Origin of the sequence: Pseudarthrobacter sp. H2 (genome assembly GCF_050157045.1) — a bacterium.
GTDB lineage: Bacteria > Actinomycetota > Actinomycetes > Actinomycetales > Micrococcaceae > Arthrobacter.
This window is the reverse complement of the sequence record NZ_CP189594.1, coordinates 1,437,831-1,459,737: the sequence shown is the minus strand read 5'-3', so window position 1 is coordinate 1,459,737 and position 21,907 is coordinate 1,437,831. Positions and strand designations below refer to the sequence as shown.

18 protein-coding genes, 2 tRNA genes and 1 riboswitch are annotated in these 21,907 nt (G+C 68.7%); of the genes, 2 read left to right on the top strand and 18 right to left on the bottom strand.

Annotated elements, in window-relative coordinates; genetic code table 11:
- Positions 1-9: 9 nt before the first annotated feature.
- On the top strand, positions 10-207 hold the full coding sequence (locus tag ACQCSZ_RS06925) for a hypothetical protein (protein WP_427007304.1): 198 nt from the start codon (positions 10-12) through the stop codon (positions 205-207).
- A gap of 73 nt (positions 208-280) precedes the next feature.
- Here ACQCSZ_RS06925 and ACQCSZ_RS06920 read toward each other — a convergent pair whose 3' ends face one another.
- The 18 genes from ACQCSZ_RS06920 to ACQCSZ_RS06835 all read right to left on the bottom strand — a co-directional run bounded on the left by ACQCSZ_RS06920 (position 281) and on the right by ACQCSZ_RS06835 (position 20,694).
- Entirely contained in the window at positions 281-1,537 is a 1,257-nt protein-coding gene (locus ACQCSZ_RS06920; RefSeq protein ID WP_427008269.1) for an ROK family transcriptional regulator, read from the bottom strand.
- Between the two features lie 134 nt (positions 1,538-1,671).
- Positions 1,672-2,838: a class I SAM-dependent methyltransferase gene (locus tag ACQCSZ_RS06915; protein WP_427007303.1), complete on the bottom strand. Its 1,167-nt coding sequence runs from the start codon at positions 2,836-2,838 to the stop codon at positions 1,672-1,674.
- Between the two features lie 141 nt (positions 2,839-2,979).
- Entirely contained in the window at positions 2,980-4,137 is a 1,158-nt protein-coding gene (locus ACQCSZ_RS06910) for an NAD(P)-binding domain-containing protein (protein WP_427007302.1), read from the bottom strand.
- 22 nt (positions 4,138-4,159) lie between these two features.
- Complete coding sequence (locus ACQCSZ_RS06905) at positions 4,160-4,510, bottom strand: zinc ribbon domain-containing protein YjdM (RefSeq protein ID WP_427007301.1); 351 nt, start codon at positions 4,508-4,510, stop codon at positions 4,160-4,162.
- Between the two features lie 149 nt (positions 4,511-4,659).
- The gene (locus ACQCSZ_RS06900; RefSeq protein WP_427007300.1) at positions 4,660-6,375 is read right to left on the bottom strand and encodes a hypothetical protein; all 1,716 of its coding nucleotides are present in this window, start codon (positions 6,373-6,375) and stop codon (positions 4,660-4,662) included.
- Between the two features lie 435 nt (positions 6,376-6,810).
- Positions 6,811-6,883: transfer RNA gene (locus ACQCSZ_RS06895), tRNA-Ala, on the bottom strand.
- 293 nt (positions 6,884-7,176) lie between these two features.
- Positions 7,177-7,249 (bottom strand) — tRNA-Ala (locus ACQCSZ_RS06890).
- A gap of 158 nt (positions 7,250-7,407) precedes the next feature.
- On the bottom strand, positions 7,408-7,809 hold the full coding sequence (gene rsfS / locus ACQCSZ_RS06885) for a ribosome silencing factor (protein ID WP_211878730.1): 402 nt from the start codon (positions 7,807-7,809) through the stop codon (positions 7,408-7,410).
- A 106-nt stretch (positions 7,810-7,915) separates the two neighbouring features.
- Positions 7,916-9,283: a hypothetical protein gene (locus ACQCSZ_RS06880; RefSeq protein WP_427007299.1), complete on the bottom strand. Its 1,368-nt coding sequence runs from the start codon at positions 9,281-9,283 to the stop codon at positions 7,916-7,918.
- A 7-nt stretch (positions 9,284-9,290) separates the two neighbouring features.
- Positions 9,291-9,989 (bottom strand): nicotinate-nucleotide adenylyltransferase, encoded by a 699-nt coding sequence (nadD, locus tag ACQCSZ_RS06875; protein WP_427008268.1) that lies wholly within the window; start codon positions 9,987-9,989, stop codon positions 9,291-9,293.
- Between the two features lie 55 nt (positions 9,990-10,044).
- On the bottom strand, positions 10,045-10,284 hold the full coding sequence (locus ACQCSZ_RS06870) for a hypothetical protein (RefSeq protein ID WP_427007298.1): 240 nt from the start codon (positions 10,282-10,284) through the stop codon (positions 10,045-10,047).
- Positions 10,285-10,364: 80 nt separating this feature from the next.
- A complete protein-coding gene (locus tag ACQCSZ_RS06865) occupies positions 10,365-11,717 on the bottom strand; it encodes a glutamate-5-semialdehyde dehydrogenase (RefSeq protein ID WP_427007297.1) in 1,353 nt (450 codons plus the stop codon).
- Positions 11,718-11,743: 26 nt separating this feature from the next.
- Positions 11,744-12,916, bottom strand: a complete 1,173-nt coding sequence (proB, locus tag ACQCSZ_RS06860) for a glutamate 5-kinase (protein ID WP_427007296.1) — start codon at positions 12,914-12,916, stop codon at positions 11,744-11,746.
- Positions 12,906-14,495, bottom strand: a complete 1,590-nt coding sequence (gene obgE, locus ACQCSZ_RS06855) for a GTPase ObgE (protein WP_427007295.1) — start codon at positions 14,493-14,495, stop codon at positions 12,906-12,908. The genes proB and obgE overlap by 11 nt, the downstream gene beginning before the upstream one ends.
- Before the next feature lie 117 nt (positions 14,496-14,612).
- Positions 14,613-14,876, bottom strand: a complete 264-nt coding sequence (gene rpmA, locus ACQCSZ_RS06850) for a 50S ribosomal protein L27 (RefSeq protein ID WP_069952019.1) — start codon at positions 14,874-14,876, stop codon at positions 14,613-14,615.
- A 61-nt stretch (positions 14,877-14,937) separates the two neighbouring features.
- Positions 14,938-15,246, bottom strand: coding sequence for a 50S ribosomal protein L21 (rplU, locus tag ACQCSZ_RS06845; protein ID WP_018773353.1), 309 nt, complete (start codon positions 15,244-15,246; stop codon positions 14,938-14,940).
- A gap of 370 nt (positions 15,247-15,616) precedes the next feature.
- A complete protein-coding gene (locus ACQCSZ_RS06840) occupies positions 15,617-17,284 on the bottom strand; it encodes a bifunctional hydroxymethylpyrimidine kinase/phosphomethylpyrimidine kinase (RefSeq protein WP_427007294.1) in 1,668 nt (555 codons plus the stop codon).
- Positions 17,267-17,364: riboswitch (TPP riboswitch) on the bottom strand. (Overlaps the previous gene by 18 nt.)
- Positions 17,365-17,469: 105 nt before the next feature.
- The gene (locus ACQCSZ_RS06835; protein WP_427007293.1) at positions 17,470-20,694 is read right to left on the bottom strand and encodes an Rne/Rng family ribonuclease; all 3,225 of its coding nucleotides are present in this window, start codon (positions 20,692-20,694) and stop codon (positions 17,470-17,472) included.
- Positions 20,695-21,189: 495 nt separating this feature from the next.
- Here ACQCSZ_RS06835 and ACQCSZ_RS06830 point away from each other — a divergent pair, with 495 nt between their 5' ends.
- Positions 21,190-21,861, top strand: coding sequence for a vitamin K epoxide reductase family protein (locus tag ACQCSZ_RS06830; protein WP_427007292.1), 672 nt, complete (start codon positions 21,190-21,192; stop codon positions 21,859-21,861).
- The last annotated feature ends 46 nt before the right edge of the window (positions 21,862-21,907 follow it).

Here is a 21,907-nt window from a genome sequence, read left to right as displayed (position 1 = left end):
CCTGTTGCCATGATCCAGCTTCCAGCCAGCTACCAGGAGTATCTCGCCGGCAAGAGCGAGAGTCTCATCAACACCGTCCGGCCGGTCCTGATGCAGTCCGCGGCGGACAAACTGCACGGTGTCCGGGTAGTTGTGCTTCCGCACGGCCATCAGGCGCATCTTGACGACACCATCCCCTTCGGCACGGTCATCGAAGACATCGACTGAGGGTACTGCCTGGCTGTAGAGTCGCGGCCGGCCGGCGTGTCCCGGCCGGCTGGCGTGTCCTACCCCTCGAGTCCTAGCCCTCGAGCAGGAGGCGCTGGGAGCGCGGGGCGAGGGTGTGCTCGAGCACGAGGCAGGCCGCGCCGATGGCGCCGACATCCTCGCCGACTCCGGTGCCCACCACCTCGATGGCGTGGATCCTGCGGGTGGCGCTGCTCTCCCTGACGAGGTCCGGGATCCGTTCCAGATACTGCTCGGACAGACAGGACCAGAACGGGCCGCCGAACACCACGCGGTCCACGTCCAGGACATCGGTGACGGTTGAGACGGCCCGCGCCACGAGCACGGCGGAACGTTCGATGATCTGCCTGGCCTGCCCGTCCCCGGCAGCGGCCTGGGCGCAGAGCCGGGCAAAGCGCTCCTGGACCGCCGGTCCGTCTGCGGCGCCGGTGGCGTCGGCGGGACCGGTGCGGTCGGTGCGGTCGGTGCGGTCCGTGCGGTCGCCGGAACCGGCCAGGATGCCGGCCGACTCTGCCTGGGCCACGAGCACCCGCGGGATGCAGGTGGAATTCACACAACCGCGCTGCCCGCAGTCGCACGGCGGGCCGCCTGGGTCCACCACGATGTGGCCGATCTCGCCGGCGTTTCCCGAGGTGCCGCGCACCACCTCGTCGTTCAGGACGATTCCGCAGCCGATGCCGGTCCCCATATACATGAAGATGAAGCTGCCGGCACCGCTGGGACCGCCGGCCCAGGTCTCGGCAACGGCAGCGCTGGTGGCGTCCTTGTCCACGAGAGTGGACAGCCCGGTGGCCGCCGCCAGGGCGTCCCGCAGCGGCACACGGTGCCAGCCGGGCAGGAGCGGCGGGTCCACGACGATGCCCTCCCCAAGGTCAACGGGTCCCGGCGAAGCGACGCCCAGCCCGGCGATCCTGGCCGCCTCCACGCCGGAACCGGCGATCAGCTGCTTGATCTCGGCGGCAATGGTGCCAATGACGGCGTCCGGGTCCGCGCCGGCCGGGGTGGTGATCCGGGAATGTTTGACCACGGCGCCGACGAGGTCCAGCACCACGAAGGTTGTCACAGCCGGGTCCAGATGGACCCCCACCGCGTACTTTCCGGAGGAGTTCAGGCGCAGCATGGTCCGCGGCTTGCCCGGACCGGTGCCTTCCTTGCCCGCCTCCACGATCAGGTCCTGGTCCAGCAGGCGGCGGGAAATGTTGGAGACCGTCTGCGGGGACAGCCCGACGAGCTGGGCCAGCTCCACCCGGCTCAGGCCGGCCGGGACGCGCCGGATGGCATCCAGGATGACGGTGAGGTTGAAGTCGCCCATGCGGGGCAGGTTCGTTCCGCGCCGCGGTGAGGGCCGGCGGATCTCAGTCACTGATACCCCCTGGACGTCGTCGGTTTAGCAGTGCTGATCCCAGCATGGCACGTTACGCGCGGGCATGGGCACACCCGCCGCCTTCACGCTCCGGCAGTTTTCCTGATGCTTGCCGTCACGGTGAATTTCGGGTTCCTGCCCACCTCGCGGGTGGGGCCGATCAGGCGTTCCAGCGCGGGCCGGTAGTGCAGGTGGCTGTTGAACACCGTCCACAGTTCCCCGCCCGGGGCCAGGACGCGTCCGGCCGCCTGGATCATCTTGATTCCGGCCCCGGCGTGCACGGCGGCACCCAGGTGGAAGGGCGGGTTCAGGAGGACCAGGTCGGCACTCCCCTGCGGCAACGAGCTGAGGGCGTCATCCTGGAGGACGTCGATCTGGCCCTGGAGACCGTTGGCCCGGGCCGTAGCGAAGGCGGAGTCGACGGCGGCGGCCGACTGGTCGGTGGCAGTGACCCGCGCGCCGGGGTTGCTGCGCGCGTACATCGCCGCCAGGATTCCGGTGCCGCAGCCCAGGTCGATGGCGTGCCGGGCATGCGGCATCCGGGGCAGGAAGTCCAGCAGGAACCGCGTTCCGATGTCCAGGCCCGTGCCGGCGAAGACGGCGCCGCGGGCACAGACCGTCAGGACCAGCTCGGCGTTCAATTCGGTGACGGGAAACGGCGGAGCACCGGTGGCCGGCCTGGGTCCGCTGGCCAGCAGGATCCGTGATTTCTGCCGGGCGAGCTGGGGCTGGACCGTCCCGAAATAGCGCTCCAGGACCGCGTTCATGCCCCGGCTCATGTGTTTGACCCTGCCACCGGCCAACACCACGGCGCCAGGTGCCGCGTGGCGGGCCACGGCGTCGGCGATTTCCTCCAGTTCGGCCAGCGACTTGGGCAGCTGCAGCAGCACCACCGACGCGCCCGCCAGGAGGGCCGCTCCCAGCGGGAGCTGTTCGAAGCCGCCGGTGATGCCGAGGGCTTCGGCGTTATGGCGCAGCGCGCGCTCGCCGGTGATGAGGTCCTGGTGCACCCGCACCGGATGGTTTTCGGCACCGGCACCGGCAGCGGAGACAGACTCAAGGGCCAGCGCGCCGAGGGTCAGGGCGCCGTAGCGGTCCCCCACGACGGCGGGCCTGCCGGGTCCCAGGAGGCCGGCCGCGGTGTCCAGCAGGAGCTTGTCCGTGGCATCCCAGGCCTGGAGGTTCGCTGCCTCGACGTCGGGGAACCTCCTGAGCCGGGAGAAGAGCGTTTCAAGGGTATTGTCAGCCACGTTCGCGGTGCCGCCTAGTCTGTTCGGGCTTGGGAATTTAGCCGGGGTGCTTGGACCGTGGTACTGCACTTCAACGCGGGGTCACTTACGGCCCATCTTGGGCCCCGGGATGGGCCGTAAGTGACCCCGCGTTGCTTTACGTTATCCCGAACCGGCGAGCAGTCTGGCGATGCCCGTCACGGCGGCCCTGCCGGCCCGGTTGGCCCCGATCGTCGAGGACGAGGGGCCGTAGCCGACCAGGTGGACCCGCGGCTCCACAGCCACGCGGGTGCCGTCCATCGCGATTCCGCCGCCGGGCCCGCGCAGATGGAGCGGGGCAAGGTGTTCGAGCTCGGCCCGGAAACCGGTGGCCCACAGGATCACGCCGGCGGCCAGGAAGCTCCCGTCGGCCAGCCGCACGCCGTCGGGCTCGATCCCGGTGAACATCGGGTGCCGCTCGAGCACGCCGCGGGCGGCGGCGGCGCGAAGTGCCGGGGTCCAGATCAGCCCGGTCACCGCGACGACGCTCTGCGGCGGGAGGCCCCGGCGCACGCGCTCCTCGACGAGGGCGACGGCGTCGTGGCCCGCCTGCCGGTCGAAGGCTTCGTCCCGCCAGACCGGTTCCCGGCGGGTGAACCACGTGGTGCTGGTGACCCGGGAGATCTCGTCGAGCAGGCCGACGGCCGAGATGCCACCGCCGACCACGATCACGTGGCGGCCGCGGAACTCCTCGGCAGAGACGTAGTCCGCGACGTGGAGCTGCCGCCCCCGGAAGGTCGCCTGGCCCGGGTAGATGGGCCAGAAGGGCCGGGTCCAGGTGCCGGTGGCGTTGATCACGGCCCGGGCGGACCACCCGCCGCGGGAGGTGGTGATCCGCAGGCGTCCGGCAGGATCCTCGTCCTCCCGGCGGACGGCGCCGACCTTGACCGGCCGCTCGATGGCCAGCGCCAGGTCCTGCTCGTAGCCGCCGAAGTAGCGGGTGAGGAAACTTGAACTGGCCTCGGCCGGGTCGACGTCCGGCTGTGCGATGCCGGGAAGGTCGCTGATGCCGTTCACCGTGGCCATCAGCAGGCTCTTCCAGCGGTGCCGCCAGGCACCGCCCGGGCCGTCCTCGGCGTCGAGCACGGTGTACGTCCGGGGACCGGCGGCGCCGGCGGCCGCCTCCGTCGTCGCGGCCCCTGTTGCCGCGGTCCCTGTTGCCGCTGTCCCGGCGGGGACGAAGCCGCGGCGCTGCAGGTGGTAGGCGGCGGAGAGCCCGGCCTGCCCCGCGCCGATCACGACGACGTCGGCGGACCGCAGCTTGCCGTCGGCTGTGCTCAAATCGGTAATGGCGGTGGCTCCGTCAGATCTTCTTGACGACGCTGGACTTGAGCTGCATGGGGCCGAAGCCGTCGACCTTGCAGTCGATGTCATGGTCGCCGACTCCGTTGACGAGGCGGATGCCGCGGACCTTCGTGCCCACCTTGATCGGGGCGGAGCTGCCCTTGACCTTAAGGTCCTTGATGACGGTGACAGTATCCCCGTCGGCCAGGATATTGCCGACCGCGTCCTTGATGGTGGCGTCGGCGGGTTCTTCCTCGGCGTCCGCGGCCGGGGACCATTCATGCGCGCACTCCGGGCAGACCAGGAGCGCCCCCATCTCGTAGGTGTATTCGCTGGCGCATTCGGGGCACGGCGGCAGGGTCTCGTTCACGTTCCCAATAATAGTCGGGGCCGGCGACGTGGGCCCCCTGCGCGAGGAAACCTCCGGGCGGGAGCACGCTCTTGGCAAGTCCGCCCCGGTCCGGAGGTCTCAACACTTCCATTGAAGCTGCGCTTGGAGTCATTCCCCACTCAGGTGCATTACGTAATGCGGGTGCCGGTGACCGGTGACCAGGAGATTTGCCCTCCCTGGTAATTCTGGGCGACGCTGCCGCCGCCGATGGGATGCTCGTCGGAGGTCGGGTAGCCCAGCCGGCCATTGAGGAAACCGGTGGATGCCCACGCTATCCGGATGGCGCCGGCTGTGGGGTGCGCGCCGGTGGACGGGGACCAGATGATCGCTCCGCCCTGGTAGTCCTGATAGCAGCCGCCGCCGGGCTGGCCGCATACGACGTCAGAGGTGGGATAGCGCAGGATTCCGGTCAGGAACCCGGTCCGGGCCCAGGCCGCGCGGACGTCCCCGGACGTGGGGTGCGCGCCCGTGGCAGCCGACCAGATGATCGCGCCGCCCTGGTAGTCCTGATAGCAGCCGCCGCCGGGCTGCCCGCAGACGACGTCGCCGGTGGGATAGCGCAGGACTCCGGTCAGGAAACCCGTGCGGGCCCAGGCCGCGCGGACGGACCCGGACGTGGGGTGCGCGCCCGTGGCAGCCGACCAGATGATCGCCCCGCCCTGGTAGTCCTGATAGCAGCCGCCGCCGGGCTGCCCGCAGACGACGTCGCCGGTGGGATAGCGCAGGACTCCGGTGAGGAACCCTGTCCGGGCCCAGGCCGCGCGGACGTCCCCCGACGTGGGGTGCGCGCCCGTGGCAGCCGACCAGATGATCGCCCCGCCCTGGTAGTCCTGATAGCAGCCGCCGCCGGGCTGCCCGCAGACAACGTCGCCGGTGGGATAGCCCATGACTCCGGTCAGGAACCCTGTCCGGGCCCAGGCCGCGCGGACGTCCCCCGACGTGGGGTGCGCGCCCGTGGCGGCCGACCAGATGACCGCCCCGCCCTGGTAGTCCTGATAGCAGCCGCCGCCCGGCTGCCCGCAAGTTATCGGCGAGGTTGACGGGCCGAGATCGGGGTTCCCGGCCGCCGCCGCCTTGATGTCGGTCGTGGCCGCGGGCGGGACGGGGCCGCCGCCGGGGCCGCCGCCGGGACCGGGGAGGGTGCCGGGTACCGGTCCGGGAGTTCCGGAGCCGCTGTTGATGATGACGTCATCGACGTAGAGGTCACCCTTTTGCTGATCGTGTTCGGCCCCGAGCTGCACGGTGTCGAACCTTGGTGCAGTGATGTTGACCGTGTTGCTGGCAAAGACAGACTGCCCGTCCCACCAGATCTGCACCCCGGTGGAGGTGCCCTTGGGAACGACGTGCATCACCAGATGGTGCCAGGTGCCCAGGGCAACCGTGGGAACGACAGTGGTGTAGAGGAACCCCGTGGGGGACGTCACCCGGACCACGAGATCATTGGAGATGTTATGCCGGAAGACATCCAGGTATCGGATGCCGCCGGAAAAGAAGCGGAAATACGGAACGTCGTTCCCTGCCACACCCTCTGCGGCGACATTGAACCAGCCGTCCGCGTACGCCTCCTTCATCCCGGGCGTCAGGCCGACGGACATTTTGGCGATCGAACCGTTGTCCGTGGTTGCATGCAGGAAGGCCGAGCAGCCCGGAGAGTGCGAAGATGCCGAGGAGACCGAGACGGTTCCCGTAACCGCGGTGAAGGGTGTGAACGGGGACAGAGTTCCCGATTCGAAGTTGGTCGCCGCCGCCGTCGTCCCCGGATAAGGATCCGTGGGCGCGGGAGTACCGGGCGTGCAGGACACGGCCGCCACGGCCGCTCCGCCATTGAATGCGATGGTGCCCATCAGCGGTAGGGCGAGCGCAAGTGCAAGTCCCAGCCGAGATAGTCGCCTCACTGATCGAGGCCATGTGTGATCGCGCATTTAAGAGACCCGCTTCCGACCTTGTATCGACAATTGGTCATTGCCACGAAACTAGACGCCGGAGCACGGCGGCGCACGAGTAGCGGCTACTCGAATACAGGTAGCTCCTACGCAGCTTCCACTTGGATCGAGGCCCGGATCGAGGCCCAGTAGGGATAGGACAAGGACATCACGGTACACAACGCGGAGAGGTGGGGTGGCCTCGATGGAATCCCCCGAACCCCGGCAGGACCGCAGCAGATCCCCGGGGACAACGAAAACGAGCCACCCAAACGGATGGCTCGTTTCGTCTTCAAATTGCTGAGGCCCCGCTCAATCGCCTGGACTTTGTTCACGTTCCGAGCAGGGCCTTTACGGTGGAGCTGAGGGGACTCGAACCCCTGACCCCCTGCATGCCATGCAGGTGCGCTACCAGCTGCGCCACAGCCCCGAAATTGACGGGAAAGAACTCTCTTCCCGAAAGCAACCTGATCAGCTTAAACCATATTTCCTGCAGACGCGAATCGACGTACGCTCTGGTGAAAAACCAGTGAAAAGACCCTTGACCAACCGGTGACGCGGTCGCGGGGCTCTTTGACGGGGACACGCCGTCGTTCAGCACTCTCCAGCGCCCTTATGGGTCCAAAGTCCCCCCGGACGGCGCCAGCCCAGGCGGCGACCGGAGGGGCGGCAGCGGGCAGAAAAAAATCCGCCGGAATCTTTCGATTCCGGCGGATTATCCGGTGGAGCTGAGGGGACTCGAACCCCTGACCCCCTGCATGCCATGCAGGTGCGCTACCAGCTGCGCCACAGCCCCGAATTTTCGTTGCCCCGGCTCCGCCCGCTGACGCGTCCGGTTCCGGTACTGTGTCCGGATCTCTCCGAAGCAACTCAAATATCTTAGAACAGCCTTTCCGAAAATTCCAAATCGGGCATATTCAGGCTGGTGCTGTTCAGGCCGTTCCGTCCGTGCGGTTACTCCGTTTCGGTGCCGGCGGCTGCCTTCGCCGAGGCATCGTCTCCGAGCTGGAGATCGACGACGGGGCAATCCTTCCACAGGCGCTCCAGCGCGTAGAACACGCGGTCTTCCTCGTGCTGGACGTGGATGACGACGTCGGAGTAGTCCAGCAGGACCCAGCGGCCGCCGGAGCGGCCTTCGCGGCGCGTGGGCTTGAGGTCGAACTTGGAGAGTTCTTCCTCGACACCGTCGACGATGGCGTTGACCTGGCGTTCGCTGGGCGCCGAGGCGATCAGGAAGACATCGGCCAGCGCAAGACGCTCGCTGACGTCCAGGGCGACGATGTCATCGGCCAGCTTCTCAGCGGCAGCTCGGGCTGCGTGGCGGGCTGTGGCGATGGATGAATCGGTTGCAGTCATGGGACTCCTTGTTGTGATGTAAAACTGTTGAGGTGTGAAAGCTTGTTGTCCCGGCGCTGTGTTCCAAGCGCTGGCGTGCTCGTGCCGGCGGTACCAGGCTGCGGAACTAGCGTCCCAGGCTGGTGATGATCAGCGTGATGCCGGCGACGAGGGCAAGAACGCCCAGGGCCAGCACCGCCACCTGGATCATCCGGAGGCGGCGGGCCCGGCCGAGACCGGCCGTGGCCGCATCAAGCGGATCAAGCCCATAGGCTGAACTTGCGGCCACCGGCGCCCGGCCCGCAAACTCCTCCTCCGACTCCGGCGCCGAGGCGGTCCCGGGGGTCCCGCTTGAGGACGCTGCCAGGCCGGATGCTGCTCTGGCGGCAGCCTCCGCACGGGCCAGCACCCCGGCACGGCCGGTTGCGGGGCGGGGGCCCCGCTGCAGCGAAAACCCGGGGCGACGCGTGCCGGACTTCCGGGGGTTCTCCACCCGGGGGCCCGGGTTGGTAACCACCGGAACATAGGACGTGGCAGGGCGCTTCATGACCGGCCGCTCCACGCCAGGGACCTCGACGAATTCCAGCGGCGTGACCATGGCCAGGTTGCTGGCGGTCGACGGGTCGCTGCGTACCGGGGCCGGCCGGCTGTTTTGTTCGGCCAGCTTCTGCTTGGCCGCGGCGCGGCGGTTCAGCACCGCGGCGCGCTCAGCCAGCGCAATCTGTTCGGCGAGCACATCCGGATCGACGGCGTCGGGATCCGTGGCAGCGATGTGCTCCATTTTTGCGACCTGGTTGTGGGCCTGCCGGGCCAGGAGTTCCCGGGCCGCCAGGGCCTGTTCCACGGTCATCCCCTCCGGCGGCGGCCCTCCGGGGCGGAGCGTGCCGCCGGCGGTGTCCTGCCCAGGGGCCTGCTCTGGGGCCTGGCCGGGGATCGGGGCGCCGGGCTGGGCGCCGGGCTGCGGCGCCGGTCCGTTACCCGCCCCGGGCTGCGCGCCGGGCTGCGCGACAACCGGGGTGGCCCGGGTCCGCGGCGAGACCGGAACGATCAGATTGGCTGCGGTGGCCGGAGCCGTTTCGGCCGCCAGTTGCAGCAGGCGGAGCTGGCGCCGGGTGGGCGCTCCTCCCTGGGCGAGATGGCCCTCTTTCTCCGCCAGTTCCTTGATGGTGCGCAGCGTCGCCCGGTCCCGCGCCCGGACCTGCGAGGAGCGTTCAGCGGAAGAGTGTTCGGGGGAAGAGTGTTCGGCGGAGGACTGGGCGCGGACCGAGTCGGCGGGGCCTTCAGCCACCCGGCGGCTCCGGCCGGCGGGTTCGGCGGCAGCAGGCCCGGCGGGGGCAACGGGGGCAGGTTTCAGGACAGGTTTCGAGGCAGGTTTTGCGGCAGCCGGAACCACGCCGGGACCCGTGGTGCCGGGCTCCTGGTTCGCTTCCACGCGTTCGGCTCTGGCCTGGCGCAATTCGCGCCGGCTGCGGACGGGAGGCTGTTCCTGACTCATGGCAAACTCATTCAGTGCGGGCTGGTTGGATTATCTCGATGGCCGGGTCATGCCGCGCGTCGATCCCCGCAGCTTCGCCCTCCGCAGGAATATGCTCCGCAGGAAAGTGCTCCGCAGGAAAATGCTCAGCGCCGTCCGCGGGGTCGGCCCGGCCCTCGTAAAGGCCATACTTGGCGATGTACTGCACCACGCCGTCGGGCACGAGGTACCAGACGGGGTTTCCGGCCGCCACCCTGGCACGGCAGTCCGTCGAGGAGATGGCCATGGCCGGGACCTCCAGCAGGCTGACGTCCTTCCGGCCCATGCCGTCCAGCACGTGGCCGGGCCTGGTCACGCCCACGAAGTGCGCCAGCGACCACAGCTCGTCGATGTCTTTCCAGGAAAGAATCTGGGCCATCGCGTCCGCGCCGGTGATGAAGAAGAGATCGGCGTCCGGGCGCAGGGTGTGCAGGTCACGCAGCGTGTCGATCGTGTACGTGGGCCCCGGCCGGTCCACGTCAACCCTGCTGACGGTGAAGCGCGGGTTCGAGGCCGTGGCGATGACGGTCATGAGGTACCGGTGCTCGGCCTCGCTGACCTTCCTGCTTGACTTCTGCCAGGGCTCGCCGGTGGGCACGAACACCACTTCGTCCAGGCCGAACTTGGACGCGACCTCGCTGGCCGCGACAAGGTGGCCGTGGTGGATCGGATCGAACGTTCCGCCCATCACGCCCAGGCGCAGGCGGCGCGTGGCGCCGCTCTGCTTCATGGTGGCGGAAATATTAGTGGCCCTGCCCGTGATCGTGCTTGTTGGGGTGCTGGCGGTGCGGATCCGCATGCTCCTCGGCGGCCTCGTGGCGCCTGCCCAGGTTGGAGTAGGACAGGGTGATGAACATCATGACGAGCAGGACCGCGAACATCGAGGCGCCAATGACAAGTGGCGGTGCAATCAGCGGTGCCAGTTCCTCATGGCCGGATTCGCCGGCGGCGGCGACGAATGTGGCGATCTGCTGCAACAGCATGTTCTCCCCTAGTTGAGTTCAGGATGTGACGACGGCGGATGTCCCTGCCGTCCGTTCTTCCGTTCCATGTTACAGCGTTGCTAGCCCCTGATCTGGCCCTCGCCCTGCACAATCCACTTCGTGGTGGTCAGCTCGGTGAGTCCCATGGGCCCGCGGGCGTGCAGCTTCTGGGTGGAGATCCCCACCTCGGCGCCGAGGCCCAGCTCGCCGCCGTCGGTGAACCGGGTGGAGGCGTTCACGATCACCGCGGCCGAATCGACCTCCGCGATGAAGCGCTCGGCGTTGGCGAGGTCGTTGGTCAGGATGGCCTCGGTGTGCCCGGTGGACCAGGTCCGGATGTGCTTGACGGCGTCATCCAGGCTGTCCACCATGGCCACGGCAAGGTCCAGGTCCATGTATTCGGTGGCCCAGTCCTCCTCGGTGGCGGGCACGGAGTCGATCGATGCCGGGAGGGCGGCCCGGATCCGCGCGTCCGCGTGCAGCCTGACGCCGGCCGCGCGGAGGGCCGCGGCGACGGCGGGCAGCACCGTGGAGGAGGAGTGCACCAGCAGCGTCTCCACCGTATTGCACACGCTGGGCCGCTGGGTCTTGGCGTTGAGCAGGATGTCCACGGCCATTTCCTCGGTGGCGGAGGCGTCCAGGTAGATGTGCACGTTGCCTTCGCCGGTCTCGATGACCGGAACGGAGGCGTTGGTCACGACGGACTGGATCAGTTCGCGGCCGCCCCGGGGAATGAGGACGTCCACCCGGCCGCGGGCGCGCATCAGCGCGTTGGCACCTTCGCGGCCGTACTGGTCCACGCTCTGGACGGCGTCGGCCGGCAGCCCTGCCGATTCCAGGGCGTCACGGAGGATCGTGACGAGGGCGGCGTTGGTGGCGGCGGCAGCGGTGCCCCCGCGCAGGATCACGGCGTTGCCGCTCTTGAGGGCGAGCCCGGCGATATCCACGGTGACGTTCGGCCGGGCCTCGTAGATGGCCGCCACGACGCCCATCGGCACGTTGATCTGGCGCAGCCGCAGGCCGTTGGGCAGGGTCTGGCCGCGGACCACGTTGCCGACCGGATCGGGCAGGGTGGCGAGGTTTTCCATGGCGGCCGCCAGCGCATCGATCCGGCTGCCGGTGAGGGTGAGCCGGTCCAGCAGGGCCGCGCTGGTGCCGTTGGACCGGCCGGCGGCGACGTCCTTGGCGTTGGCGGCCAGGATCTGGCTCTTGCTCTCGAGCAGCGCGGCGCTGATGGCGCGCAGGCCGCGGTCCTTCCACGCACGGTTGGCGCGCGCCATCCTGCGGGCGGCGTGGCGGGAGCGGTCGGCGACGGCGTGGACGGCCGTTTCAACCTCCGCCGGAGTGGAGATTTTCCCCTGCTCCGTCGCGGGAGGAACCTGCGTGGAATCGTCGGAATTGCCAGCGGCCTGGTGAACTATTGCCTCAGTCATCCTTCAAGTCTAGGCGAGTGGACCGCTCAGACCAGCACCAGGTCGTCCACATGAACAACCTCACGGTCGAACCCGCGGCCCAGGGACTCGCCGAGTTCCACGGTGGAGCGGCCCAGCATCTGCGGCAGTTCCGCGGCGGCATAGTTGACCAGCCCGCGGGCGATCACCGTGCCGTCACCGGACACCATTTCCACGGCGTCGCCTGCTTCAAAGGTGCCGTCGACCGATGTAATTCCGGCGGGGAGCAGCGAGGTGTGATTGTCCCGCACGGCCCGCACGGCGCCGTCGTCAAGGAAGAGCCGGCCCTGGACGTGCGCCAGGTGGGCGAGCCACATCATCCGCACGGATTTGCGGCCGCTGTTGACGGTGAACCAGGTCCCGACGTCCTCGCCCGCCAGGGCGGCTGCGGCGTTGGCCGTTGAGGTGACCAGTGCGGGGATGCCGGAATCGGCGGCCATGGTGGCCGCCTCGACCTTGGTCTGCATCCCGCCGGTGCCCACGCCTGCCTTGCCCGGCTTGCCGATGGACACGCCCTCGAGATCCCCGGGGCCATCCACCTGCGGAATGCGCTTGGCACCCTTGGCCGGCGGGCCGTCGTACAGCGAGTCGACGTCCGAGAGCAGCACCAGGGCGTCGGCCCGGACCAGATGCGCCACGAGGGCTGAGAGCCTGTCGTTGTCGCCGAAGCGGATCTTGTGCGTGGCCACAGTGTCGTTCTCATTGACCACCGGCACGACGCCGAGGTTGAGCAGCCGGTTCAGGGCACGGAATGCGTTCGCATGGTGGCTGCGCCGCATCAGGTCATCAGCGGTCAGCAGAACCTGGCTGACGGTGACGCCGTGGGCCCCGAACGCCTGGGTGTAGCGGGCCATGAGCAGTCCCTGCCCCACGCTGGCGGCGGCCTGCTGGGTGGCGAGGTCACGCGGCCGCTTCATCAGGCCCAGGGGGGCCAGCCCTGCCGAGATGGCTCCCGAGGACACGAGGATGATCTCCGTGCCGGCGATGGCCTTCGCCGCCAGGGCATCCGAAAGCCCGATGAGGGCCTCTTCCGAAATCCCGCCCTTGATGCTGGTGAGCGATGACGATCCGACTTTGACCACAATCCGGCGGGCCCGGGCGAGCACCCTGCGGTCGTCGATCTTCGGTTCCTCGATGATTATTGCGGAATTTTCAGTCACTTCTGCGGTCTCACTCCTCATCGTCGGCGGCCAGTCCACTCTCCTTGAGCGGCTTGGCGGCCCGGCGTCCGCTGACGGATTCGGTCCAGATGCCGGCCTTGCGTTCGGCTTCGAGCTCCGCGCGGGCGGCGGCCTTGGCCTCGCGGCGCTCGACCTGCTCGTCGCGCTTCTGCCCGCGGGTGGGGCGGTCGCCGATATCGGCGAAGCGGACGTCGGTGCCGCGCGGGGCGGCCAGCAGCTCGGCGCCGGCCATCATGGTCGGCTCCCAGTCGAAGACGACGCCGTCGTCCTCGCCGATCACGACCATGTCGCCCGGCGTGGCGCCCTTCTTGAACAGTTCGTTTTCGACGCCGAGCTTGGCGAGGCGGTCCGCGAGGTAGCCGATCGCTTCCTCGTTGGTGAAGTCGGTCTGCTTGACCCAGCGCACCGGCTTGTCACCGATAACGCGGAACAGTGGCTCCAGGTTCTTCTCTTCGCGGCGGATCAGGAAGCCTGATTCGTTGACGGCGCGGGGCTTCAGCACCGGCGCGTGGACCTTGGGCGGTGCGGCGGCGACGGCGTCGCGGGCTGCCTTGACGATCTCACCCATGGCGAAGCCGAGCTGGCGGAGGCCTTCGTGGCTCGTGGCGGAGACTTCAAAGACCTTGTAGCCGCGGGATTCCAGTTCCGGGCGGACGAACCCGGCCATGTCCTTGCCGTCCGGCAGGTCCACCTTGTTCAGGGCGACCAGGCGGGGGCGGTGGTTCAGCGGCACGACTTCGCCGTCGGTTCCGCTGTAGCTCATGTCCACCGCGTACTTCTCAAGTTCGGCCTCGATGATGGCCAGGTCGGAGAGCGGGTCGCGGTCCGATTCGAGCGTGCCGCAGTCCAGGACGTGCACCAGGGCGGCGCAGCGCTCGACGTGGCGCAGGAAGTGGTGGCCGAGGCCCTTGCCCTCGCTGGCGCCCTCGATCAGGCCCGGGACGTCGGCGATGGTGAAGCGCACTTCGCCGGCCTGGACGACGCCCAGGTTCGGGATCAGCGTGGTGAAGGGGTAGTCGGCGATCTTGGGGCGCGCGGCGGACATCGCGGCGATGAGGCTGGACTTGCCGGCCGAGGGGAAGCCCACGAGGGCGATGTCCGCGATGGACTTCAATTCCAGCACGATGTCGCTGGAGTCGCCTTCGATGCCGAGCAGGGCGAAGCCGGGGGCGCGGCGCTTCTGCGAGGACAGCGAGGCGTTGCCGAGGCCGCCGATGCCGCCGGCCGCGGCAATGAATTCCGTGCCTTCGCCCACGAGGTCGGCCAGGACCCTCCCGTCCTTGGACTTGACCACGGTGCCCTCGGGAACCGGAAGGATCAGGGTTTCGCCGCTCTTGCCGCCGCGCCAGTCGCCCATGCCGGGGCCGCCGTTGGTGGCGTGGCGGTGCGGGGCATGGTGGTAGTCGAGCAGGGTGGTGGTCTGCGGGTCGACCCGCAGGATGACGTCCCCGCCGTTGCCGCCGTTGCCGCCGTCGGGTCCGCCGAGGGGCTTGAACTTCTCCCGGTGGACGGAGACACAGCCGTGGCCGCCGGTACCGCCGGATACGTGCAGTACTACCCGGTCTACAAAGCTCGCCACGTGGATCTCCTCAGTGCTGTTCCTCAGGTCCACAAAGGGGCCCAAGATGATTGTAATGCGGTTAAAACACCGGTGGAGCGGACCTAATGGCCCGCCCCACCGATTCAGAACTTGGTATTACTCTGCAGCTGCAGCAGCCACGATGTTCACAACGCGACGACCACGGCGGGTACCGAACTCGACGGCCCCGGGGGCCAGGGCGAACAGGGTGTCGTCCCCGCCGCGGCCGACGCCGGCGCCCGGGTGGAAGTGCGTGCCGCGCTGGCGGACGATGATCTCGCCGGCGGAAACTACCTGGCCGCCGAAGCGCTTGACGCCGAGGTACTGGGCGTTGGAGTCACGACCGTTGCGAGTGGAACTCGCGCCTTTTTTATGTGCCATTTGAAATGCCTGCCTTAAAAATTCTGGGGAATCTGCGGAAAACCTGAACAGTAACGGTTAGTTACTTGATACCGGTGATCTTGACCTTGGTCAATTCCTGACGGTGACCCTGGCGCTTCTTGTAGCCGGTCTTGTTCTTGAACTTCTGGATGACGATCTTCGGACCACGGAGGTCTTCGAGGATCTCAGCCGTAACCGTTACCTTGGCCAGGTCCGCGGCAGCGGACGTGACCTTGTCACCGTCTACCAGGAGCAGTGCGGGCAGCTCAAAGGTGCTGCCGGCTCCACCGGGGACGCGGTTCAGGGTAACGAAGTCTCCAACGGAAACCTTCTCTTGCCGGCCGCCTGCGCGGACAATCGCGTACACCACTGTGGAACTCACTTCTCTCGACGTTTATTACTAGATTTGCGTGCGGAACCTGGGGCCAAATTGTTTGGACCGGCTCACGCTGTGCCTCTACGCCGGTGGATTCCCCGGGGGAACCCATGAGTTATTCCGTGGACAATACCGACGCGAATTCATTGATTGGAATACCGCGGGGACTGCCTTTGAGGTCATAACCCAAGTGTTGGCGTAAGCACCGAAGGTCCAGACTACGCTAATTTTGCCTTCGGCCGCAAATGAGGCTGGTTCCGGTGGATAGTTCGTGCTGGGCGCCACTGGCCTTGGCCAGGGGGTTGCCGAGAGAACCTCCGGAACCGTGCCCGACTATCGTACAGTCTCCCCGGTCCCCGCCGGGTCAGGCATGCAGCCGCGGCGCGTCGAAGAAATCGACCTCGTAGCGCGATGACTGCCGGAAGGCCAGTGTCATGGCCTGCCGTTCGCTGTCCGTGGCCTGCCGCGCCGCCGCATCGGTGTAGGCGACCGCCTGCCGGGTCGCGGCGGCAAACTCCTCGTCCGCGTAGGTGCGCAGCCAGGCCGCGTAGGGGTGCCCTGCCGGGGCTCCCGCGGCGAGGAACTCCCCGTGCAGCGTGGCGCCGACCTCGGCGTAGAGCCAGAAGCAGGGCAGGACCGCGGCCACCAGCACCCCGTAGCTGCCGGAGACCGAGGCGGCCAGCAGATGGTCCACGTAGGACTTGGTGACGGGGCCCAGTTCCGGGCCGGCGGGGCGGGTGCCCAGCCACGTCCGGTGCAGCTCCGATTCGACTTCGAGGCAGTTCTGCGCGCCGCGGGCCCAGAAGAGCTGTTCGGCTTCCGACGGCGCGAGGGCCGACGCCCGGGCCAGCACCCGGGAGTAGCCGTTGAGATAGATGGCGTCCTGCGCGAGGTAGTAGGCGAAGTCCTTGTCCGGCAGGGTGCCCTCGGCCAGGCCGCGGATGAACGCGAGGCCGTAGATCGCCTCGAGGTCCGCCGCGGCCCCTTCCCAGAGCGCCACGGCAAACTCGCCTTCCGCCGGGGCCGGGGTGCCGGGCTGCGGCCCGGCGGGGCCGGGATGGGGCAGGTGGTGGAAGTGATGGACGGGGCCGTTGCCGGATCCGACGTCGAGGCTCCCCGACTCCCGCAGCGCCCCCTGCAGCCACGGCTTGACCTCCCGGAGGGCGGCCTCCCAGTCCCCCACCCGGGCCTGCACGGTGGCCATCGCGGAGGACAGGGAGCATCCGGTGCCGTGGCTGTTGCGGGTCCGGATGCGCTCCCCGGGCAACACCACGGTCTCCCGGCCCAGCAGTCCGCCCGTGTTGACGAGCGCGTCGGGACAGCCGCCGGCCTCGGCCCCGGCGTCGTTGTCGCCTTTGTTGTCGCCGGTGGCGTTGTCGGTGGCGTTGTCGCCGGCGTTGTTGTCGCCGGCAGCGTCGTTGAGGTGGCCGCCCTTCACCAGCACTGTGGTGCCCGCCAGCGCGGCGAGCCGTTTGCCCTGCGCCAGGGCCTCCGCCCAGTCCGCGGCGACGGGCTCCCGGAGCAGGATCGCCAGTTCGGCGAGGTTGGGGGTGATCAGGTCCGCCAGCGGCAGGAGCGTGTGCAGGGCCGTCTCGGCGGACTCCCGCAGGAGCCGGTCCCCGCTCGTGGCCACCATCACCGGATCAAGCACAACGACGCCGGGGCGCACCTTCTCGAGCCAGCTGCGGACGGCGTCGATCACGGCCGCATCCCCCAGCATGCCGATCTTGACGGCGTCGATGCCGATGTCGTCGCTGACCGCCTCCAGCTGCGCGGTGAGGAATTCCGCCGGGGGGACGTGCACCGCCCGGACGCCCCGGGTGTTCTGCGCGGTCAGGGCGGTGATGGCCGCCATGCCGTAGCCGCCGTTCGCGGCGATGCTTTTCAGGTCGGCCTGGATCCCGGCCCCGCCGGAGGGGTCGGAACCGGCAATGGCCAGCACGCGGGGAATCCGGGGCGGCGCGGACGTGCGCGGCCGGTACGGCAGAAATTCGGACAGAAGAGTCGGTGAAAACAAAGCCAAAACGGACATCCCTTCGCCGGTGCTAACCGGACAGGTTCAACGGGTCTGGATCTCAGCCGGCCCGATGCGCGGCACCCCGTGTCAGTCCCCCAGCCTAGCCGCATCCCTTAACAACCTCGCGGGTGCGGCCCGGGACCGGCGTATTGCTACGCCGGTCCCGGGCCGCACCCGCGGTTCAGGCAGTTGCTGGAGGCCTACAGCTCGGACGCCGGCACGCCGACGCCGAGGATGATCGGCTCGTTGGCCGCGGGCTTGGCCATCGGCATCTTGGCCGCCGGCGTTGCTGCGGCCGGGACCTTGGCCTCGTGGACGGCTCCGGCTGCGGCCGGCCGGGTGGCCTCGCGGTGTTCAGTTGCCTCACGGTGTTCAATGGACGTCACGTTGGCAGCACCCTGGGCGCGGCTGGCGCTCCGGTTCCGGCGACCGCGGCGGGCACGGGACGTGGTGGCCCCGGCTTCCCGGACCTGGTCGTCGTCGTACGGGGCGGCATCGTGCGGGGCGGCGTCGAGCCGGCCTGCGGCCTGCCGGGCTTCGCCGCCTTCGCTCAGGTGGGCGAAGGCCTCGGTCAGCAGGTCCAGCGTGAGTGCGGGAGCCTTTGCCTCCCCGGCGTGCTCCACGAACGGCAGGGCAACCTGCTCGCCGCCGAAGGTCAGCACGGCGGCAGGACGTCCGGCGGGCGCTTCTTCCTTCCGGGTCCCCTGCGCGGCCGGCTCAACGGCCGCCGGGCGCGTCCCGGCGTCGCGCTGGCGCGTCCCGGCGTCGGCGGTCTCCCCGTCGTGCAGGTGGGCGGCGTGCGCCGCGGCGGCGATGTTCGCCAGGGCGGCACGTGTTGCCTCCGCCTTGGCGTGGCGCTCCTCCTCGGTCGGCTCGGGGTGCGCCGGCGCGGACAGGGCAGGCTCCAGGGCCTGGCCGCTCTTTCCGCGGCGGCGGCCCTTGCGCTCGGTCCGGGCGGCGGGCTGGGCTTCGGCCCGCGGCACGTAGTGCTCCGCGGCGACGGTGTTGGCCCGGCGGTGTTCGACGGGCTCGTCGTGGGTGACGATGCCCCGGCCCGCGCAGGCCTCGCACTGTTCGCCGAAGACCTCCAGCAGCCCGGTGCCCATCCGCTTGCGGGTCATCTGCACGAGCCCCAGCGAGGTCACCTCGGCCACCTGGTGCTTGGTGCGGTCCCGGCCCAGGCACTCCACCATGCGGCGCAGCACGAGGTCGCGGTTCGATTCGAGCACCATGTCGATGAAGTCGATCACGATGATGCCGCCGATGTCGCGGAGCCGGAGCTGCCGGACGACTTCCTCGGCCGCTTCCAGGTTGTTCTTGGTGACGGTCTCCTCGAGGTTTCCGCCGCTGCCGGTGAACTTGCCGGTGTTGACGTCCACCACGGTCATGGCTTCGGTGCGGTCGATCACGAGGGAGCCGCCGGAGGGCAGGAACACCTTGCGGTCCAGGGCCTTGTGGATCTGCTCGTCGATGCGCCAGGCCGCGAAGATGTCCGAATCCTTGGTCCACTTCTCGAGCCGGCCCACCAGGTCCGGCGCCACATAGGTGACGTAGGCCTCGATGGTGTCCCAGGCTTCCTCGCCGGAGACGATCAGCTTGGAGAAGTCCTCGTTGAAGACGTCACGGACCACCTTGATGGTCAGGTCCGGTTCGCCGTAGAGCAGCTCGGGGGCGAGGATCTTGGTGGACGTGGACTGGCTTTCGATGCCTTCCCACTGGGCGCGCAGGCGGTTGATGTCGTGCGTGAGCTCTTCCTCGGACGCGCCCTCGGCGGCGGTGCGGACGATCACGCCGGCGTCTTCCGGCAGGCGGTCCTTGAGGATCCGCTTGAGGCGGTTGCGTTCGACGTCGGGCAGCTTGCGGGAGATCCCGGTCATGGAACCGCCGGGCACGTATACGAGGTAGCGGCCGGGCAGCGAGATCTGGCTGGTGAGGCGGGCGCCCTTGTGGCCGACCGGGTCCTTGGTGACCTGGACCAGCACGGAATCGCCGGACTTCAGCGCGTTCTCGATCCGGCGCTGCTTGCCCTCGAGATTGACGGATTCCCAGTTGACTTCGCCGGCGTAGAGCACGGCGTTGCGGCCGCGTCCGATGTCGACGAAGGCGGCTTCCATCGAGGGCAGCACGTTCTGGACCTTGCCCAGGTAGACGTTGCCGATCAGGGAATCCTGCTGTGTCTTGGAGACGAAGTGCTCGGCCAGGACGCCGTCTTCGAGGACGCCGATCTGGATTCTGTCGTCGCGCTGGCGGACGATCATCTGGCGGTCCACGGATTCGCGGCGGGCCAGGAACTCGGCCTCGGTGATGACAGTGCGGCGGCGCCCCGTGTCGCGGGATTCGCGGCGGCGCTGCTTCTTGGCCTCGAGGCGGGTGGAGCCCTTGAGGGACGTGACGCGGTTGTTGACCGGCGCCTCGCTGGCGGCGCGGGGTGCGCGGACGCGGGTCACCGTGTTGGGCGGGTCGTCGTCTCCCCCGCCGGTCAGTTCGAGGTCCTGGTCGCCACGGCGGCGGCGACGGCGGCGGCGTGAGGTCACGCCGTCGTCCATGGTGCCCTCGGCGCCTTCGTCGCTCTCCTCTGCGGAGCCTTCTGTTTCGGTGTCGGCGCCCTGTTCGTTCTCGGTGCGGGTGCGGCCGCGGCGTCCGCGGCTGCGGCGCCGACGTCGGCCGCTGGCGTCCTCGCCTTCCTCGCCCTCCTCTTCGTCCTCCTCAGCCTCGGCGGCCACCGGGGCCGGGCGGACCGCGGCGCTCAGATCGGGGGCCTGGAAAATCATCGAGGTGACGGCGCCGGGCTCGAGGAAGAGCGAGGCGGCTGCGGAGAGCTTCTCGGCAGGGGCTTCTGCGGCGGTTTCTGCTGCGGTTTCTGCGGGAGCTTCAGGGGCCGCCGCGGTGACGGTTTCGGCGGCAGGTTCCACGGGCGGTTCGATGGCAGCGGTGGCGGCGTCCCCGGCTGCGGGGACGGCTGCTGCGGGGATCGCTTCAGCTGCCGGGGCGGCGGCTTTGGCGCGGCTGGCACGGCGTCGGACGGGCTTTTCCACGACGGAAGCCTCGACGGCGGTTTCCTCAGCGGGCTGGGCCTCAGCCGCGACAGCGGTTTCCGCAGAGGCGGTTTCCGCAACAAAGGGCAACGGCTCGGCCGTCACTGCCGGCTTGCGGGCGCGGGTACGCCGGACCGGCGCCTTCGCTTTAACCTCGGCGGCCGCTGCTTCGGCGGGTTCGGCTTCCGGGGAACCGGCGGGAGCTTCCGCGGCGGCGTCGGGGGCCGTGCCGGCGGACTCCGGCGCCTCCGCGGGCTCCGCCGGCTGGGCCTTCGGCGCGACCTTGCGCCGTGTCCTGATGGGGCGCTTGGGCGCCGCGGGTGCAGCTGATTCCGCTGTTTCTTCGGTAACGATTGCTTCGTTAACGGCTAGAACCTGGTCATTATCCATATGTGGCAACACTCCTGCCCCTGATGCGCCGCCACATCCGGCACCCGTTGGGGCAATTATTCGCCAACACCCGCAGGCATTGACAGAAGTCAATTGGATACCCTCAGGTTCGCACCGGCAGAGGGGTGCGGCAGCCCTGGAGGGCCGGCGAGATTGTTCTGAAACCCGTTGACCTACACGCCACAACCAGGTGCCGTCCAATGGAATTGCGGGATAGCCTGGATCAGAGGATCCGTAGCTCCCTACTCATCATTGGCGGTCTTGGGAACAAAGTCGCCGGACCGGAATCCGGATGTGGATCGGGTTCCAGCCACGATCATTGTCTCACAAGAGCCGCCAAAGCAGGCGTAAGCGCGGCGCCGCAGGCAGTATCTGCGCACCAACTGCACACCGCAGGGGCGCCATCGGGCCGGGTCAGGGGCACGTCCCCGGCAACGCCGAGCCTGCGGCGATACAATCGGACCAGTTGCAACCGACGCAAAGGACTGTTAATCCATGCCCAGCATCTCCAGCGCAACCGGCGACGCGACCGTGCAGCAGCCGGGCCCCGGCCCGGCAACCGCCCGGCGGCCCCTTCCCCCGATGACCCGCGACCGGCCGTTCGCGTGGCTCCTGCTGGTGACCGGCGTCGTCGGCTGGCTGGCCTCCGGAACCCTGGTGCTGGAGAAACTCGAGGTCCTCAAGGACTCCACCCACGTCACCGTCTGCGACGTGAACCCGTGGATTTCGTGCGGCCAGGTGATGCAGACGTGGCAGAGCTCGCTGTTTGGCTTCCCCAACATGTTCATCGGGATCGTCGCGTTCGCCGTCATCATCACCACGGCCATGGGCATCCTCGCCGGCGCCACGTTCGCCCGCTGGTACTGGCTGGGCCTGCAGGCGGGCGTGACCCTGGGCTTCGCCTTCGTGGTGTGGCTCTGGTCCCAGGCCCTGTACTCCATCCACATCCTGTGCCCGTTCTGCATGATTGTCTGGGCTGTCATGATTCCGATGTTTGTCTGGGTGAGCATCCGCAACGTGTCCCACGGCGTGATCCCGCTGCCGGCCGGCGCGGCCCGGATCCTGGGCGACTCCGGCTGGATCCTGACGGCGCTGCTCTACGTTGCCGTGATCGCGACGATCTTCTTCGCCTTCATCCAGGTCTTCGCCGGCACCTCCGGCTACTGAAGTTCCCAACCGCCGCGAGGTGACAGTTAAGGCCAATGTTCAGCGG

What these genes read in the sequence shown, in the direction of transcription:
- ACQCSZ_RS06900 (WP_427007300.1), bottom strand. Translation starts at nt 6,375, where the DNA reads ATGGGCACCATCGCATTCAATGGCGGAGCGGCCGTGGCGGCCGTGTCC.
- rsfS (WP_211878730.1), bottom strand. Translation starts at nt 7,809, where the DNA reads ATGACTGCAACCGATTCATCCATCGCCACAGCCCGCCACGCAGCCCGA.
- ACQCSZ_RS06835 (WP_427007293.1), bottom strand. Translation starts at nt 20,694, where the DNA reads ATGGATAATGACCAGGTTCTAGCCGTTAACGAAGCAATCGTTACCGAA.
- rpmA (WP_069952019.1), bottom strand. Translation starts at nt 14,876, where the DNA reads ATGGCACATAAAAAAGGCGCGAGTTCCACTCGCAACGGTCGTGACTCC.
- ACQCSZ_RS06870 (WP_427007298.1), bottom strand. Translation starts at nt 10,284, where the DNA reads ATGCTGTTGCAGCAGATCGCCACATTCGTCGCCGCCGCCGGCGAATCC.
- ACQCSZ_RS06865 (WP_427007297.1), bottom strand. Translation starts at nt 11,717, where the DNA reads ATGACTGAGGCAATAGTTCACCAGGCCGCTGGCAATTCCGACGATTCC.
- ACQCSZ_RS06830 (WP_427007292.1), top strand. Translation starts at nt 21,190, where the DNA reads ATGCCCAGCATCTCCAGCGCAACCGGCGACGCGACCGTGCAGCAGCCG.
- nadD (WP_427008268.1), bottom strand. Translation starts at nt 9,989, where the DNA reads ATGGGCGGAACGTTCGATCCGATCCACCACGGCCACCTTGTCGCGGCC.
- ACQCSZ_RS06880 (WP_427007299.1), bottom strand. Translation starts at nt 9,283, where the DNA reads ATGAGTCAGGAACAGCCTCCCGTCCGCAGCCGGCGCGAATTGCGCCAG.
- ACQCSZ_RS06925 (WP_427007304.1), top strand. Translation starts at nt 10, where the DNA reads ATGATCCAGCTTCCAGCCAGCTACCAGGAGTATCTCGCCGGCAAGAGC.
- proB (WP_427007296.1), bottom strand. Translation starts at nt 12,916, where the DNA reads ATGAGGAGTGAGACCGCAGAAGTGACTGAAAATTCCGCAATAATCATC.
- ACQCSZ_RS06920 (WP_427008269.1), bottom strand. Translation starts at nt 1,537, where the DNA reads ATGGGCGACTTCAACCTCACCGTCATCCTGGATGCCATCCGGCGCGTC.
- ACQCSZ_RS06840 (WP_427007294.1), bottom strand. Translation starts at nt 17,284, where the DNA reads ATGTCCGTTTTGGCTTTGTTTTCACCGACTCTTCTGTCCGAATTTCTG.